This is a genomic window from Enterococcus sp. DIV0755f, assembly GCF_051713725.1.
In the GTDB taxonomy this organism is placed as follows: Bacteria; Bacillota; Bacilli; order Lactobacillales; family Enterococcaceae; genus Enterococcus_D; species Enterococcus_D casseliflavus.
Genome location: NZ_JBIOQL010000001.1, coordinates 3,198,449 through 3,212,997, shown reverse-complemented (window position 1 = coordinate 3,212,997; position 14,549 = coordinate 3,198,449). Strand labels below are relative to the sequence as shown.

The window sequence follows — 14,549 nt, the reverse complement described above, 5'->3', positions numbered from 1 at the left end:
GAAAGAACAATGAAATCAGAAAAACTACAAGAGACAGCCTTTCAAATTATTCTTAGCAGCGGAGATGCTCGGACGATCGTTCATGAAGCATTCCAAGAGATGCGTCAAGGAACTTTTGAAGCAGCACAAGCAAAACTGGATCAAGCAAACGAAGCACTAGTAGAGGCCCACAAAGCACAGACGGGCTTATTACAAGAATACGCCAGCGGCGAAAAAATCGACATGGAGATCATCATGGTCCATGCACAAGATCATCTAATGACAACGATGACTTTGCGAGAAGTGGCGATTGAAATGCTGGCGTTATACCAGCGAGAGCGATAGAAAGGAAGGGATCAAATGACCAATCGAGAACAGCAGAAAAAAATGGCAGAAAAAACGTTTCGGTTTCACCGCTTTTTATTTCTAAGGTATGTATTAGCAGTCTTTTTCTTTGCAAATCTTTATTGGTTCTTAGCAGCGATGGTCAGCAATGCCGTACTCTTGATCCTCCCGCTGGCACTGCTGATTTTGGCCATTTCGGCGATCGGGGAATACGTGCGTCTTTATGGCAGCTATTCAGAGCAAATAGCTGGAAAACTGCGCTGGACGCGCTTGTTTTATCTTTGTCAACTGACAATGAATCTCCTGTTAATCGCCATCTGCTACTTCTCTCATCTGTTTTCATTCGTTTTTCCTTTTCTTGAAAATACGCCGATCAATCGAGGCATTCTTACACTCTGGCTTAGTGTGGGGCTAATGTTAGCTGCGTTATGTTTGCAGCGTGTCAATAAGATCCGTCGCAAAAAAGATACGTATTATGGATATATTAAAGAATACCAAAAACTCATTGAAGGGAAGTAGTTACATTATGGAACAATCAAATAGCAAGTTGTTCAGTCTCTTAGAAACGGCCGTCATGGGACCGTTAGGAAAAGTGGCACAGTTCAAAATCGTACGTGCCATCATGGCTGCTGGGATGGCTTCGATTCCTTTTACGATCGTTGGCTCGATGTTTTTAGTTATCAATGTATTGCCACAGACCTTTACCTTTTTAGAAGATTTCTTCAATAATACTTTTTTCAGAGTCAGTGATTTGTATATGCTGGCAAACAGTACGACAATGGGACTTTTGGCATTATATTTTTGTATCGTTCTCGGCTATGAATACACCAAGATCTATGCGGAAGAAGAAGAGTTGGATCTTGCGCCTATGAGTGGGGCGTTACTATCGATGTTTGCCTTTTTCATGTCGATCCCACAATTGATGATCGTGGATGGCAGCATGTCACGAATCACCGATCAAGAAAATACCATCATCAATGGCTGGGCGATCGGTGGCGATGGGGTGGAGCGTTTAGGAACGACCGGGATATTTACCGGTATTATCATGGCGGTGTTGGCTGTTCAGTTGTACCGCTTGTGTGTAACGAAAAAATGGGTCATTAAAATGCCCGAAGAAGTACCATTGGGAGTCGCCCGTGCCTTTACAGCATTGATCCCTGCCTTTGTCGTCGCATTCACGGTCCTTATTATCAATGGGGCTTTGGTTGCAGCGGGAACGGATATTTTCCAAATCATTGCCGTGCCTTTTGGGTTTGTGACGAACTTGACTAATAGTTGGTTAGGGTTGATGGTGATTTACTTTTTAGTCAGTGCATTATGGTTAGTAGGAATCCATGGCGCAAATATCATTTTCTCTGTATTGACGCCAATCACCTTAGGTAATTTGACAGCCAATGCTGAGGGCGCCAATTTTGCATTAGCTGGTGAGTTTAACAATGCGTATGTGACCGTCGGAGGTTCAGGAGCAACGCTAGGTCTCGCTTTATTCTTGGTTTATCTGGCAAAATCAAAACAATTGAGAGTGTTAGGAAAAGCTTCGATCATTCCAGCCTTATTCAATATTAACGAGCCGTTGATTTTCGGGATTCCTTTGATTTATAATCCTTTCTTAGCGATTCCCTTTTTCTTAGCACCGATGGCATCCGCATCGATTGCCTATTTTGCGATCGAATTGGAGATCATTCGACCGATGATCGCCCAAATGCCATGGCCTTCTCCAATCGGCATCGGCGCATTCATTGGAAGTGGAGGCGATTGGAAAGCCGCCGTTTGTGCGTTCTTATGTGCAGGGGTTGCCTTTTTGATCTACTTCCCATTCGCTCGTTCTTATGATGCAGGACTAGTCAAGCAAGAAGCCCAAGAAGGGGAGCAAGCAGCATAAATTGCAAGGAACAAGAAAGAAACGTCCACACGGGCGTTTCTTTTTTTAAGCGTTCTATTCTGCTTTTTTTCGATTCGATGGTACGATTAAATGAGAGAGTCATGAAAAAAAGAAGGAGTGGAGAACATGAAATTTTTGATTTGGCTGGTCTGTGTGATCGGCATCGAAGCAACAGGAATCATCTCGAGTTTGTTTGCAGGAGACATCGCTGGAACGTATGCGCAAATGGAAAAACCCTTTTTAGCCCCTCCTGGTGGGATCATTGGGATCGTTTGGACGATTTTGTATGCCTTTATGGGAACAGCGTTGTATCTGTTGATCGTAGCCAAAGTCAATCCAGCGCTTAAAAAGAATGCCTATATCTTCTTTGCGATCCAGCAAGTACTAAACTTCTTGTGGAGTATCGTTTTCTTTGGCTGGAATGCTTACTGGGCAGGAACGGTCATTATTGTCTTGTTAGTCCTATCAGTGATTATTTGTATGATCCTCTTTGCTCGCATCGACAAAAAAGCAATGTACTTGTTTATTCCTTATTTGATTTGGTGTCTGTACGCAGGCTACTTAACGATTGGCTTAACTTTATTGAATGCCTGATAGAAAAACCCTCTTCCAAGCGTCGTGTTGGAAGAGGGTTTTTTCTTTTAGATATAGTCTTCAGTCAATTCCATAAAGCTGGCAACATCTTTTAGGACCATATCGATCCCTGCTTGCCAGAAGTCTGGTTTTGTTAAATCAACACCAAGGTGCTTTTGTGCCAGTTCTTCCGTCGTCATTGAAGCAGTATCTTGCAATAAAGCAATGTATTCTTCTTCAAAGCTAGACCCTTTTTCATTGGCATACGCGTAGATCCCCATACTAAAGAGGTAACCAAAGGTGTAAGGGAAGTTGTAGAATGGCACATCATCAATAAAGAAGTGCAATTTGGCTGCCCAGAAATGCGGGTGATAAGTCGCTAACCCATCCGCATAGCTTTCTTTTTGCGCCGCTGTCATCATTTCCGTAATTTGCTCTGCTGAAACTAAGCCGTTTTGACGGGCTTGGTAAAAGCTATTTTCAAAAATAAAGCGTGCATGGATGTTCATGAACATCGCGATCGCATTTTGCATTTTGGCATCCAATAGATTGATTTTTTCTTCCTTCGTTGTCGCTTCTTTGAGGGTTGCATCAGCAACAATCAATTCAGCAAAGGTACTTGCTGTTTCGGCGACGTTCATGGCATAGTTGCGGTTTAATTCTGGTAGCTCCCAAAGAACGCTGCTGTGAAACGCGTGACCTAACTCATGGGCAAGCGTCGCTACTTCGTTGACTGAATTGCTGTAGGTCATGAAAATACGTGACTCTTTGGTTTCTGGCAAGCTGGTGCAATAGCCACCAGGACGTTTGCCAGGACGATCTTCTGCTTCGATCCAACTTTTTTCAAAAGCAACTTGGGCAAAGTCAGCCATTTTCGGACTGAACTTACGGAAGTTGGTCAAAATAAAGTCAGCTGCTTCATCAAAGGTGTAGGTTCTTTCTTCCATGTCTCCAAGGATGATCGGCGCATCTTGGTCTTGCCATTCCATTTTTTCTTTGCCGAAAAGCTGGGCTTTGCGGGTCAAGAAATCAACGATCGGCTGTTTGTTCTTTTGGATCGTGCCCCACATAGCATCCAATGTCGCTTTTTGCAGACGATTGTATTCTAATGGTTCTTTCAAGTAATCAGTGACCCCGTGAAGCTTGAATGTAGAAAGGCGGAAGCCGTCTAAATGGTTCAAGGTATCTGCAAAGAGGTCTTCTTTTTCTGCCCAAGTCTTTTCCCAAGTGTCAAATAAACGTGCACGAACTTCTGGATCTGGATCACCCATCATTTTATTGAAGGCTTGACCAGCGGACAAGTTGATCGTCGTGCCGTCTTCTTGAAGGAAAGGAATTTCGATCGAGGCAACGATCGTATCGTAATGTTGGCTCCAAGCATTTAAGCCATCTAAATTTAACGTGTTGATGATGGTTTCTTCTGCTTCAGATAACAATTCTTTGCCGTCGCGACGAATCTCGCTTAGACGAAAGGCGATTGGTGCTAAGTTTTCCGCGGTAAGTAACGCGGTCCAATCATCCTCAGAAATTTCTGTCAATTTTTTCGAGAAAACGGTTTGTGCTGCTTGCAATGCTGGCAGTTTTGCGTAGAGGTCGCCTGTCAGGATTTTGGCTTTGCTGTCGTTGACATTCGCTGAAAGCAAGGCATTGATAAAGCTGCCACATTGTGAAAATCCTTGATTGATTGTGCCAGAAAGTTCGATTAATTCCTCTAATTTTGTCGCATTGTCTGAAGCGTTTGGTACCCAAGCGTCAACTTTTTCACGGTAAGTTTTGATTTCTTCTTCCAGCTGGCTCATGCGTTCTTTTAATTGAACAGAATCACTGCCTCCTGGAAAAATTGTTTCTAGATCCCAATTGATTGAATAGGTCATTCCTATCAAACCCCTTTCTTTTCCTACGATCTTATTAAGTATAGCATAGCCACATTTAGTCGCAACCATCGGATTTTTTTAATCGAAAAAGGAAAGCTGTTGGTTGAAAAAGTTCTTTTCTTTCGTAAGCTTTGCCTGCATTGGGCGGGGACGTCAAAAACAAAAGAAAAGAACAAAATCGATCATTTTTTGATTCTCATCAAATTCTTATTTAAAAATTGCTGAATAAATATTACATAAAAAAAAATAACAACGAGTAAAAAAACGCTCGCAAGAAGATATTCACTCTTTATTGCATAATGACAAATGCTTTGCATAATGAAGGCGAAATACGTCGCTTGGTAAGCGCATACATTCTTGTACTATGTAGGCGTAATCAAAACAAAGGAGGATGTAAAGAAATGTCAAATGCTATTCATGTTTTTTCAGAAATCGGCCGCTTGAAGCAAGTCATGCTCCATCGCCCTGGTCGAGAATTAGAAAACCTCGTGCCCGATCATTTAAATCGCTTGTTATTTGATGATATTCCCTTTTTGGAACAAGCAAGGGCTGAACATGATCAATTTGCCGATGTATTGCGTAATAATAATGTGGAGGTGTTGTATTTAGAAGATTTAGCAGCAGAAGCGTTAACTAGTCAAGAAATCAAAGAGCAGTTTATCAAGGAATATTTAGAAGAAACAACGTTACAAAGCCCAGAAATCATTGCTGAAATTACCGATTATTTCTTATCTTTTGAAGATAACCGTCAATTCATCGATAAAACGATGGCAGGTCTAGCGAAAAATGAATTGAAATTGCCCCATAGTCAAAGCCTAGCTGGTGCTGTGGATGACCAGTATCCGTTTTTGATCGATCCAATGCCGAATTTGTATTTCACTCGCGATCCGTTTGCGACGATCGGTAACGGGGTTTCCTTGAATCGCATGTATTCAGAAACAAGACGTCGTGAAACGTTGTATGGCAAATACATTTTTGCTCATCATCCAATGTTCCAACAACAGCCACCGCACTTGCTTTATGACCGTGATCAGCCAACACGAATTGAAGGTGGCGATGAATTGGTTCTGTCAAAACGAGTGTTAGCGATCGGGATCTCCCAACGAACAGATGCCACTTCCATTGAACAGTTGGCTCGTAATGTGTTCCAACATGAACCAAGTTTTGAGTACGTCTTAGCTTTTGATATTGGTCAAGAACGCAAATTCATGCATTTAGATACGGTATTTACAATGGTTGATTATGACAAATTTACGATCCATCCAGAAATTGAAGGCGAACTGACCGTTTATTCAATCTCACGTGACGGGGATGGCGTAACCATCAAAGAAGAAAAAGATACGTTAGAAAACATTTTGTGCCGCTACTTAGAATTAGATGCAGTGGAATTGATTCGCTGTGGGGGGAACGATTTGGTCGCTGCAGCTCGGGAACAATGGAATGACGGTTCCAATACCTTGACGATCGCACCTGGTGAAGTCGTGGTCTATGACCGTAACACGATCACCAATCAAAAGTTAACTGAAGCCGGCATCAAATTGCATAAAATCTCCGGCAGTGAATTGGTTCGCGGCCGTGGCGGCCCTCGCTGCATGAGCATGCCATTTATCAGAGAAGATATTTAATCTAGAGGAGGAATTACTAATGAAACAAGTATTTAAAGGAAGAAGCTTCTTAGCAGAAAAAGATTTTACGAAAGCCGAGTTAGAATACCTGATTGATTTTTCCATCTATTTGAAACAGTTGAAAAAGCAAAATATTTCTCATCGCTATTTGGAAGGCAAGAACATCGCCCTCTTATTTGAAAAAACGTCGACTCGGACACGGGCGGCATTTACGACGGCTGCCATCGATCTTGGTGCCCATCCAGAATTTTTAGGTGCGAATGATATCCAGCTAGGCAAAAAAGAATCCGTTGAAGATACCGCCAGAGTTTTAGGCAGTATGTTTGATGGCATTGAGTTCCGCGGGTTCAGCCAACAAGTCGTTGAAGATTTAGCCAAATTCTCTGGCGTTCCTGTTTGGAATGGCTTGACCGATGAATGGCATCCAACCCAAATGATCGCTGACTTCATGACGATCAAAGAAAACTTCGGTACATTAGAAAATATTACGTTAGTCTATGTGGGCGATGGCCGAAACAATATGGCGAATAGTTTGTTAGTGACGGGGGCGATTTTAGGTGTCAATGTTCGCATCTGTGCACCAAAAGAACTTTTCCCAGCTGAAGAAGTGACAGACTATGCCAACAAATTTGCCAAAGAATCTGGCAGTCAGCTGATGGTAACAGACGATATTCAAAAAGGCGTCAAAGATGCCGATGTTCTGTATACCGATGTTTGGGTTTCAATGGGGGAAGAAGACCAGTTTGAAGAACGGGTGAAGCTGTTGAAAGATTACCAAATCAACCGCGAAATGGTAATGGCGACTGGAAAACAAGACGATGGCTTGATCGTGCTTCACTGCTTGCCAGCGTTCCATGATACGAATACGACGTATGGAAAAATGATCGAAGAAAAATTCGGCATTTCTGAAATGGAGATCACAGACGACATTTTCCGCAGTCAATGGGGCCGTCAATTTGAAGAGGCTGAAAACCGAATGCACTCGATCAAAGCAATCATGGCAGTAACCTTAGGCGATCTCTTTATTCCTAGAGTGTAAGAAGGAGCAGTGAGCAGATGAGTGAAAAGAAACCAACGATCGTTGTCGCCCTCGGCGGCAACGCTATCCTAGCAGATGATGCCAGTGCCAAAGGGCAAAAAGAACGGCTTAAACAGACCGTCGAGTATTTAATTCCCCTGATCCAAAAAGACGTTCATTTGATCATTACCCATGGGAATGGGCCTCAAGTGGGAAATTTGGTTTTGCAGCAACAAGCCAGTGATTCTAGCAAAAACCCAGCGATGCCTTTAGATACCTGTGTGGCAATGACGCAAGGCAGTATTGGCTATTGGTTACAAAATGAGCTGAGAATCCAGTTGAAAGAAGCCCAAATGGCTAAGCCGGTAGTGACAGTGGTGACGGAAATTACAGTCGATGCCCAAGATCCAGCATTTGCCCATCCGACCAAACCGATCGGTCCTTTCTTAACGGAAACAGCTGCCAAAGAAGCCATGGCGGCAACAGATGCCATCTATCGTGAAGATGCTGGTCGTGGTTGGCGGAAAGTCGTTGCCAGTCCAGCGCCACAAGCGATTCAAGAAGTTGCCAGCATCAAGGCGCTGATTGAACAAAACACGATCGTTATTTGCGCAGGCGGCGGGGGCATTCCCGTGTTAGATAATGGGCTGGGGGTTGAAGCCGTGATCGATAAAGATTTTGCTTCTGAAAAATTAGCTCGTTTAGTCGATGCGGATCAGCTGATCATTTTGACAGGCGTGGAAAAAATCGCTTTGAACTTTGGCAAGGAAAATGAGCAGTGGTTGGATCATGTGACCGCCGCTGAATTGGAAACCTATGTCGATGAAGGGCATTTTTCACCGGGAAGCATGTTACCGAAAGTACAAGCAGCTTTGAATTTTGTCAAAATGGGCACGGAAAAACGGGCAGTGATTACTTCCTTAGATAAGCTGGCAGAAATTGAAGACGCTGGTACACAGATCACCTGGAAATAAGCGAAGTAGCAAAGCAAGTCCAAAACATTGGAGTGAGAGAAATGATCGACTACCAAATAAAAGATCCATCAACAAGAGCGAATAGCTTTCAATGGCTGGAAGAAGAAAATCAACAGCGATTGAAGGAGCATATTTACTGCCGTACGTACAAAAAAGGCCAAGTGCTTTTTTATGAAGGCGACGTAAGAGATCGGATATTCCATGTGATCGAAGGTCTCGTACGGATCGAAAAAACCGACGGAACTGATTCCTATTGTTATGTAGACTTTGTTGGGCCTGATCAGTTATTTCCTTTGATTGGCTTGTTTGAAAGAGACAACTATGATGTATCGGCATTCGCTGCAACAGACATTGTCGTGCAGTTTGCAGCGATGTCGCTGTTTGAACCGCTGGTTGTTTCATCTACAAGTCAGTTGCTGTGGCTGAATCAGCAAATGAGCCAGCAGTTGGAGAAGCAAAGACGCCGAGTGGAGTACTGTGTCACCTCTAGCGCGCAGACAAGAGTCGTCAATACGATCGGTCTCTTGATGATCGAGCACGGACAGTCACAAGGAGAGCAGATTCGCATTCCTTTTCCAGTTTTTATCAATGATATTGCTAAATACAGTGGAACGACGCGAGAGACGGTCAGTCAAACCATCAAGGCGCTCGTGCATAAAAGAAAGATTTATTATCGTTACAAAGAACTCATTATTTATGACAAAGATTATTTTTCCCATGTTGCGAATTGACCACAGACAGACTAGCTGTTGGCAATTTGCACCTAAGACTGATTCAATAGAGGAGGAACGAAGATGAAAAAAAAGCAAAAAGAAAAAAAGTCGCTGACATCGTTCAGTATCTTATTTCTGATCATTATTGCGTTGACGGTCGCTTCTTGGCTACTAGCCGGTCAGCCCTTTGCACCTTCATTACCAGCAGGCCAAGAAGAGATGGTCAGCCAAGTCGTCGGTGCCAAGTTTTCTGATTTCTTTATGGCGCCTTTTAACGGATTTCGTGATGCGATCGAGATCTGTGTGTTTATTCTTTGTTTGGGTGGCTTTTTGAATATTGTCACACGAACAGGCGCTTTAGAAGCTGGTATTCAGCATTTGGTCAAAAAACTCAAAGGCAACGAGTTGATTTTGATCCCGATTTTGATGGTGTTGTTTTCAATTGGTGGCTCAACTTATGGAATGGCGGAAGAAACGATTCCGTTCTATTCCTTATTAGCAATCACAATGGTGGCATCGGGCTTTGACACGATCGTCGCAGCAGGAACCGTCATGTTGGGGGCAGGTGCCGGTGTGATCGGCTCCACCGTTAACCCTTTCGCTACTGGGGTGGCAATGGATGCCTTACGAAGCATTGATATTGCTCCGAATAATGGCACGATCCTAGTAGTTGGCGCATTGCTTTGGTTAGTCACGACCGCGTATTGTATCTTTGTGGTGATGTCTTATGCCAAAAAAGTCAAAGCTGACAAAGGCTCCACGATCTTATCGCTGCAAGAGCAAAAAGAAATGGAAGAGCATTTTGTCAAAGACACGAACGAAGCCTTGGCGTTTACGCAAAAGCATCGCCTGATTTTGACGATTTTTGGCTTATCCTTTGTGATCATGGTGGTTTCCTTGATTCCTTGGGGCGACTTTGATATCCATGTATTTGACGGTTGGACCGCCTTTTTGACGGGGAATAGCTTCGGTGAATGGTATTTTGGTGATTTGGCTATGTGGTTCTTCTACGTCAGTATCATCATTGCATTGATTCAAGGATTCTCAGAAAAAGAAATCGTGACCAACTTTATCGATGGGGTCAAAGACATTTTATCCGTTGTCTTGATCATCGTTGTGGCACGGGGGGCTTCCTACATTATGCAAACGACGTACTTGGATCTGTTTATTTTGGATCGGGCTTCCCATCTTTTAGAAGGGTTATCACCTGTCCTGTTCGTAATTGGCGCCTATATTTTGTATCTGCTCTTATCGTTCTTGATTCCATCGACTTCAGGACTGGCATATGTATCGATCCCTATCATGGGTGCCTTGGCGCAAAGCATCGGACTCAATCCGAACGTCATGGTTATGATCTTTACTGCTGGTTGCGGATTAGTGAATTTGATCACACCAACTTCTGGCGTCGTGATGGGCGGATTGGAGCTGGCGCGGGTCAACTATTCTACTTGGACTCGCTTTATGCGCAAACCGTTACTGGTTATCGGAATTTCCAATCTTGCCATTTTAATCTTCTCGATGTTGTTCTTGTAAGCTGCGTTTCAAGAAGTGAACGAGACGGATCAACTATTTCAGTAAGCGAGGCGACTTGAGAGGAGCGGATCAAGTAAATGAAAAAAAAAGAGCGACAAGCAATTATCAAAAAACTTTTTGTCCTACATCGGATTGAGTCTCAAGAAGAATTGATGAATTTATTAAAAAAAGAAAATGTTTCAGCTACCCAAGCCACGATTTCTAGAGACATGCGGGAAATGAACATCGCTAAAACGTATGCCAAAAATGGGCGACCGTATTATTCAATTTTTGAATCCAAAGAGCAGGATCTAGAAGACAGAATTGCGTTTTCGATGTATGAGTATCTAAAAAAGATTACGCAGATTGACTTTTTAGTTGTCGTTCATACGGCTGAAAATGGCGCCGATGTGATCGCCAATTATCTTGATGAAATGGAGCTGCCAGAAATTGTCGGCACGATTGCAGGGTTTGATATTTTATTGATCATCACGCCGTCACAAGAAGCGGCAGCAGAGGTCGTCGAGCGGTTGAATCATTATGTAGAAGGCTACGAGATGGGTTCGTCATTATTTACTGGAGAAAAAAACGCAAAACAGCCCTGAGAATCGTTGAGGAAGCTGAACGTCACAAGCCCAAAGATCTCACAACCAAACGGGTGACGGCTTTTCATACCGATGGCTATTTTTAAAAAGAAAGAGTGCTTCTAAACTTGACGGAAGCACTCTTTTTGTGTGTGCAATGTCTCCACGGTTTGCTGGAAAAACAGTTGCATCACCAAATGAAAATGGTAAGATAGGAAAATGAGGAGTGAAAACTATGAAAAAATTACTGAAAGAACCGAACTTTTACTTTTGTATCGCAATTGCGGTAATGGTCATCCTCTTTATCAGCTCTTCACAAACCTATGAGCAGCAATCACAAATCGGGTTGCTTTCACGTATCTTAAAAAATGAACCATTGAAAGATTGGTTGGAGACGATCTCTTTTTCCTATGCTGGTTCGGAGATCAGTATTGCGGAAAAAGGCTATTTCTCATTTGTGGAATTTTTCATTCGCAAAGGTGCGCATTTCTTCACTTATTTTGTCCTAGGTGGCAGTTTGTTCTTAACGCTTGTTTTTCGAAAACAGCCGTATTGGCTAGCCGCTTTTTTTGCTTGGTTGGCAGCCACCGGCTACGCTGGGATCGATGAATACCATCAAATGCTGACGGGAGGACGGACGCCGCTTTTTCAAGATGTCATGCTGGATTCAGCTGGAGCACTGACCGCCGTTCTTTTGGGGTGGTTGATTTGTCAGCTATCGAAAAAGTCACTTAAACGCCGCAAAACATAACGAGTTGTCGACGTTTTTTAAGCAGTAAGCTGTCAGAAAGTATAAAAACAAGAGGCGAAACCAATGGAAAAAAGTTTGAGCAGTGTCAAAAGCAAATCGGAGTTTGTCGTGCATGAAAGTTTACCGGTGGGGATTCTTCTTGCTATGGCGGGCGGTTTTTTAGATGCGTATACCTACTTGTTTCACGGGGAAGTGTTTGCAAGTATGCAGTCGGGGAATGTCATTTTGTTAGGGATCAATCTTTCAACGGGGCAGTTTGAACAAGCCTTTCGATATCTGCCACCAATCTTCATGTTTTTAGTGGGGATCGTAGTGACGAATTATCTGCAGCATCATTTTCCGACAGGGGGCTGGATCGTTTGGCAAAATGCCGCATTGATCTTTGAAGCAATCGGTATTTTGGTTCTGGGCTTTTTTGCTCGATCATTACCCAATGTCATGATCGATTCGGGGTTATCTTTTTTTGCAGCGATTCAATATGCCGCCTATCGTCGATTGGCAGGGATGCCCTATGCCACCACGATGACCACCGGCAACTTACGTTCACTGGCTGATTATGTGTACATGCGCTGGTTTAAAAAGGACCGATCAGTGACGCCCAAGATCATTTCTATTTCCTTGATCATCGGCGGCTTCTTTTTTGGTGCAGTCTTAAGCAGCTTGCTAGGGATTTTCTTATTCCACCGCACTATCTGGGTGGTTTCAGGGATTCTAGCCTTGGTGTTGGGGATCACGATCCATCATCAAAATAAACAATAGAAAAAAGACATTCGCTGGAATGTCTTTTTTGTCTTACTTTTTGGTGCTTGTGCGTGAATCTTTGAGATACAGTGCCGTTTCTACGAGTAGCGCTGCTAGAAGATAGCTGCCAAAAACGGCTACTTGGTAAAAAGCCTCTGCGATCAGCTCGTTGCGCTGCAATAAAACGACCCCGCCTAGAAAGAGCATCGCTAACAAGGAGAACCACTGCTGGGCAAAACGCCAATTGCTGACACTGGCTGTACTGCGCTTGGTGCGAAAGCCGAATACATAATTGGGTTCTTCTCGGTAAAAGCACCAGAAGACGATGAAAAAAATACCCGTAAAAATCAACAACAAAAGTCCAATATCGATCGAGATCACTACCTTTCACGTGCGATTTGTTGGATAAGTAAGTGAAGCCACTAAAGATGAGTACATACTTATTGTATCCGCTATGAACGCTTCTATGAAGGGGAACAATCGAAAAATACGTGCTTCTAGCAAAAAAACGGATGGCGATTTGCAGCGCCATCCGTTTTTTTATCCCCGTTGAAAAGGGCCTTTTGGTGCAATCAATTCAAGATTGGTGCCGTCTGGATCTGTAAAGTAGGCGACACCTGTCCCAAAGCCGCTTTTCAAACCGTCTTGTGCTTCAAAAACGATGGGGGTGCCGTCAGGCTCAACGCCAATGGCTTTTAGACGAGCAACGGCTTCATCGATAGCTTCGACTTCAAAACAAAGATGCATCGCGCTGATTTGCTCATTGGAATAGCTGGCTTTGTTGGATTTTGGTTCGACGTATTCTAAAAGATCGATGTTGAGATTGTCTAAATGAAGATTGGCATATTTGATCAGTGTATCTGCTAATCCTTGCGTTTGCGCCATGCGTTTGCCGCCGATCGTATCTTGATTGGCGATCTTCTTTCCCGTTAATGCTTCATAAAATTGGATGGAACGTTCGAGATTGCTGACGGTGATTCCCACGTGGTTGACCATTGAAAAGCCTGTGTTTGTGTTTGTCATTATACTTCCTCCTAAGGTTTTGTTTAGTATATCGTTTGGTTAATGAAAATCGAATGTGTCTGGATCTGGACCCACTCGTAAGTCTTCATTTAATGCGTTCAAGTGGGCCATGTCAGCTTCTGATAAATGGAAATCAAAAATCGCTGCATTAGCGATCATTCGCTCAGGGTGTGTCGATTTGACATTGACTAAGATTCCTTGTTGGATAGCCCAGCGTAAAAGCACTTGTGCCGCTGATTTTTGCTGTGCATCGGCGATCGTCAAGACGGTGTCATCTTTCAGCAGTTTGCCTTGCATCAATGGCGACCAAGCTTGGATCGCAATTGCTTTTTCAGCACAAAAAGCCCGCAGGTCTTGCTGCGTCAGTTTGGGATGCAGCTCGATCTGATTGATAACAGGAACGACCTTAGCATTGGCCAATAATTGCTCCAGATGATGGATTTGAAAGTTGCTGACCCCGATCGCTTTGATTTTTCCTGCCACATAGAGGTCTTCCAAGGCACGCCAGGACTCTTGAAATGCTTGATTTCCTGGCCAATGGATCAAGTACAAGTCGAGATACTCGAGGTTTAAGCGGGCCAGACTTTCATTGAAGGCGTGGATCGTTTCATCATAAGTTAAATGATCGTTCCAAAGTTTGGAAGTGACAAAGAGTTCTTCACGAGCCAACCCCGTTTCTTGTAAGCCTTGTTTGATTCCTGCCCCTGTTCCTGTTTCATTGCCGTAAATCGCTGCTGTATCAATCAAGCGATAGCCATTGATAATCGCTTGCTTCACGACCTCTGCTGTGTCAGCTTCAGGGATTTGAAAGACACCTAACCCCAACCCGGGGATTTCACTGCCGTTGTTCAGGGTGACGGTATCTGATAATTTTTCGATCATAAAAACATCTCCTTTATTTTTTTCTGGTATCATCATATAATGAGGTGGTAATACTGTATAGTACGTACTTTTT

General features: G+C 43.4%; 16 protein-coding genes. 12 read left to right on the top strand and 4 right to left on the bottom strand.

From position 1 onward, the window contains the following. Positions 1-9 precede the first annotated feature (9 nt). The 4 genes from IGI73_RS14900 (at position 10) to IGI73_RS14885 (ending at position 2,800) form a co-directional block, all read left to right on the top strand. The gene (locus IGI73_RS14900) at positions 10-324 is read left to right on the top strand and encodes a PTS cellobiose transporter subunit IIA (protein WP_015510513.1); all 315 of its coding nucleotides are present in this window, start codon (positions 10-12) and stop codon (positions 322-324) included. A 15-nt stretch (positions 325-339) separates the two neighbouring features. After that, positions 340-843, top strand: coding sequence for a hypothetical protein (locus IGI73_RS14895; RefSeq protein WP_128432607.1), 504 nt, complete (start codon positions 340-342; stop codon positions 841-843). A 7-nt stretch (positions 844-850) separates the two neighbouring features. Then, positions 851-2,206, top strand: a complete 1,356-nt coding sequence (gene celB, locus IGI73_RS14890) for a PTS cellobiose transporter subunit IIC (RefSeq protein WP_128432609.1) — start codon at positions 851-853, stop codon at positions 2,204-2,206. 126 nt (positions 2,207-2,332) lie between these two features. Beyond that, entirely contained in the window at positions 2,333-2,800 is a 468-nt protein-coding gene (locus IGI73_RS14885) for a TspO/MBR family protein (protein ID WP_010748985.1), read from the top strand. A 47-nt stretch (positions 2,801-2,847) separates the two neighbouring features. On the opposite strand, the gene IGI73_RS14880 is transcribed toward IGI73_RS14885, so the two are convergent. Then, the gene (locus IGI73_RS14880; protein WP_142965285.1) at positions 2,848-4,653 is read right to left on the bottom strand and encodes a M3 family oligoendopeptidase; all 1,806 of its coding nucleotides are present in this window, start codon (positions 4,651-4,653) and stop codon (positions 2,848-2,850) included. A gap of 401 nt (positions 4,654-5,054) precedes the next feature. On the opposite strand from IGI73_RS14880, the gene arcA reads away from it, so the two are divergent. The 8 genes from arcA to IGI73_RS14840 all read left to right on the top strand — a co-directional run bounded on the left by arcA (position 5,055) and on the right by IGI73_RS14840 (position 12,589). Next, entirely contained in the window at positions 5,055-6,278 is a 1,224-nt protein-coding gene (gene arcA, locus IGI73_RS14875) for an arginine deiminase (RefSeq protein ID WP_010748983.1), read from the top strand. 19 nt (positions 6,279-6,297) lie between these two features. After that, the gene (gene argF, locus IGI73_RS14870; protein ID WP_016608459.1) at positions 6,298-7,317 is read left to right on the top strand and encodes an ornithine carbamoyltransferase; all 1,020 of its coding nucleotides are present in this window, start codon (positions 6,298-6,300) and stop codon (positions 7,315-7,317) included. Between the two features lie 17 nt (positions 7,318-7,334). Beyond that, positions 7,335-8,270 carry a carbamate kinase gene (gene arcC, locus IGI73_RS14865; RefSeq protein ID WP_005230702.1) on the top strand — a complete coding sequence of 312 codons (936 nt, stop codon included), beginning with the start codon at positions 7,335-7,337 and terminating at the stop codon, positions 8,268-8,270. Positions 8,271-8,311: 41 nt separating this feature from the next. Then, complete coding sequence (locus IGI73_RS14860) at positions 8,312-9,001, top strand: Crp/Fnr family transcriptional regulator (RefSeq protein ID WP_005230704.1); 690 nt, start codon at positions 8,312-8,314, stop codon at positions 8,999-9,001. 63 nt (positions 9,002-9,064) lie between these two features. Beyond that, positions 9,065-10,516: a YfcC family protein gene (locus IGI73_RS14855; protein ID WP_010748979.1), complete on the top strand. Its 1,452-nt coding sequence runs from the start codon at positions 9,065-9,067 to the stop codon at positions 10,514-10,516. Between the two features lie 77 nt (positions 10,517-10,593). After that, complete coding sequence (locus tag IGI73_RS14850; RefSeq protein ID WP_005230706.1) at positions 10,594-11,100, top strand: arginine repressor; 507 nt, start codon at positions 10,594-10,596, stop codon at positions 11,098-11,100. 214 nt (positions 11,101-11,314) lie between these two features. Further along, positions 11,315-11,830: a VanZ family protein gene (locus IGI73_RS14845; protein WP_208769856.1), complete on the top strand. Its 516-nt coding sequence runs from the start codon at positions 11,315-11,317 to the stop codon at positions 11,828-11,830. A gap of 63 nt (positions 11,831-11,893) precedes the next feature. Further along, positions 11,894-12,589, top strand: coding sequence for a YoaK family protein (locus IGI73_RS14840; RefSeq protein WP_074536488.1), 696 nt, complete (start codon positions 11,894-11,896; stop codon positions 12,587-12,589). Positions 12,590-12,622: 33 nt separating this feature from the next. Here IGI73_RS14840 and IGI73_RS14835 read toward each other — a convergent pair whose 3' ends face one another. The 3 genes from IGI73_RS14835 to IGI73_RS14825 all read right to left on the bottom strand — a co-directional run bounded on the left by IGI73_RS14835 (position 12,623) and on the right by IGI73_RS14825 (position 14,512). Then, a complete protein-coding gene (locus tag IGI73_RS14835; protein ID WP_016608455.1) occupies positions 12,623-12,952 on the bottom strand; it encodes an SdpI family protein in 330 nt (109 codons plus the stop codon). A gap of 159 nt (positions 12,953-13,111) precedes the next feature. Further along, on the bottom strand, positions 13,112-13,594 hold the full coding sequence (locus IGI73_RS14830; protein WP_156236841.1) for a VOC family protein: 483 nt from the start codon (positions 13,592-13,594) through the stop codon (positions 13,112-13,114). Positions 13,595-13,633: 39 nt separating this feature from the next. Next, entirely contained in the window at positions 13,634-14,512 is an 879-nt protein-coding gene (locus IGI73_RS14825) for an aldo/keto reductase (protein ID WP_375847523.1), read from the bottom strand. Positions 14,513-14,549 lie beyond the last annotated feature (37 nt).

Excerpts from the sequence above, each read along its gene's own strand:
- IGI73_RS14900 (WP_015510513.1), top strand. The coding sequence starts at position 10 with ATGAAATCAGAAAAACTACAAGAGACAGCCTTTCAAATTATTCTTAGC.
- IGI73_RS14895 (WP_128432607.1), top strand. The coding sequence starts at position 340 with ATGACCAATCGAGAACAGCAGAAAAAAATGGCAGAAAAAACGTTTCGG.
- celB (WP_128432609.1), top strand. The coding sequence starts at position 851 with ATGGAACAATCAAATAGCAAGTTGTTCAGTCTCTTAGAAACGGCCGTC.
- IGI73_RS14885 (WP_010748985.1), top strand. The coding sequence starts at position 2,333 with ATGAAATTTTTGATTTGGCTGGTCTGTGTGATCGGCATCGAAGCAACA.
- IGI73_RS14880 (WP_142965285.1), bottom strand. The coding sequence starts at position 4,653 with ATGACCTATTCAATCAATTGGGATCTAGAAACAATTTTTCCAGGAGGC.
- arcA (WP_010748983.1), top strand. The coding sequence starts at position 5,055 with ATGTCAAATGCTATTCATGTTTTTTCAGAAATCGGCCGCTTGAAGCAA.
- argF (WP_016608459.1), top strand. The coding sequence starts at position 6,298 with ATGAAACAAGTATTTAAAGGAAGAAGCTTCTTAGCAGAAAAAGATTTT.
- arcC (WP_005230702.1), top strand. The coding sequence starts at position 7,335 with ATGAGTGAAAAGAAACCAACGATCGTTGTCGCCCTCGGCGGCAACGCT.
- IGI73_RS14860 (WP_005230704.1), top strand. The coding sequence starts at position 8,312 with ATGATCGACTACCAAATAAAAGATCCATCAACAAGAGCGAATAGCTTT.
- IGI73_RS14855 (WP_010748979.1), top strand. The coding sequence starts at position 9,065 with ATGAAAAAAAAGCAAAAAGAAAAAAAGTCGCTGACATCGTTCAGTATC.
- IGI73_RS14850 (WP_005230706.1), top strand. The coding sequence starts at position 10,594 with ATGAAAAAAAAAGAGCGACAAGCAATTATCAAAAAACTTTTTGTCCTA.
- IGI73_RS14845 (WP_208769856.1), top strand. The coding sequence starts at position 11,315 with ATGAAAAAATTACTGAAAGAACCGAACTTTTACTTTTGTATCGCAATT.
- IGI73_RS14840 (WP_074536488.1), top strand. The coding sequence starts at position 11,894 with ATGGAAAAAAGTTTGAGCAGTGTCAAAAGCAAATCGGAGTTTGTCGTG.
- IGI73_RS14830 (WP_156236841.1), bottom strand. The coding sequence starts at position 13,594 with ATGACAAACACAAACACAGGCTTTTCAATGGTCAACCACGTGGGAATC.
- IGI73_RS14825 (WP_375847523.1), bottom strand. The coding sequence starts at position 14,512 with ATGATGATACCAGAAAAAAATAAAGGAGATGTTTTTATGATCGAAAAA.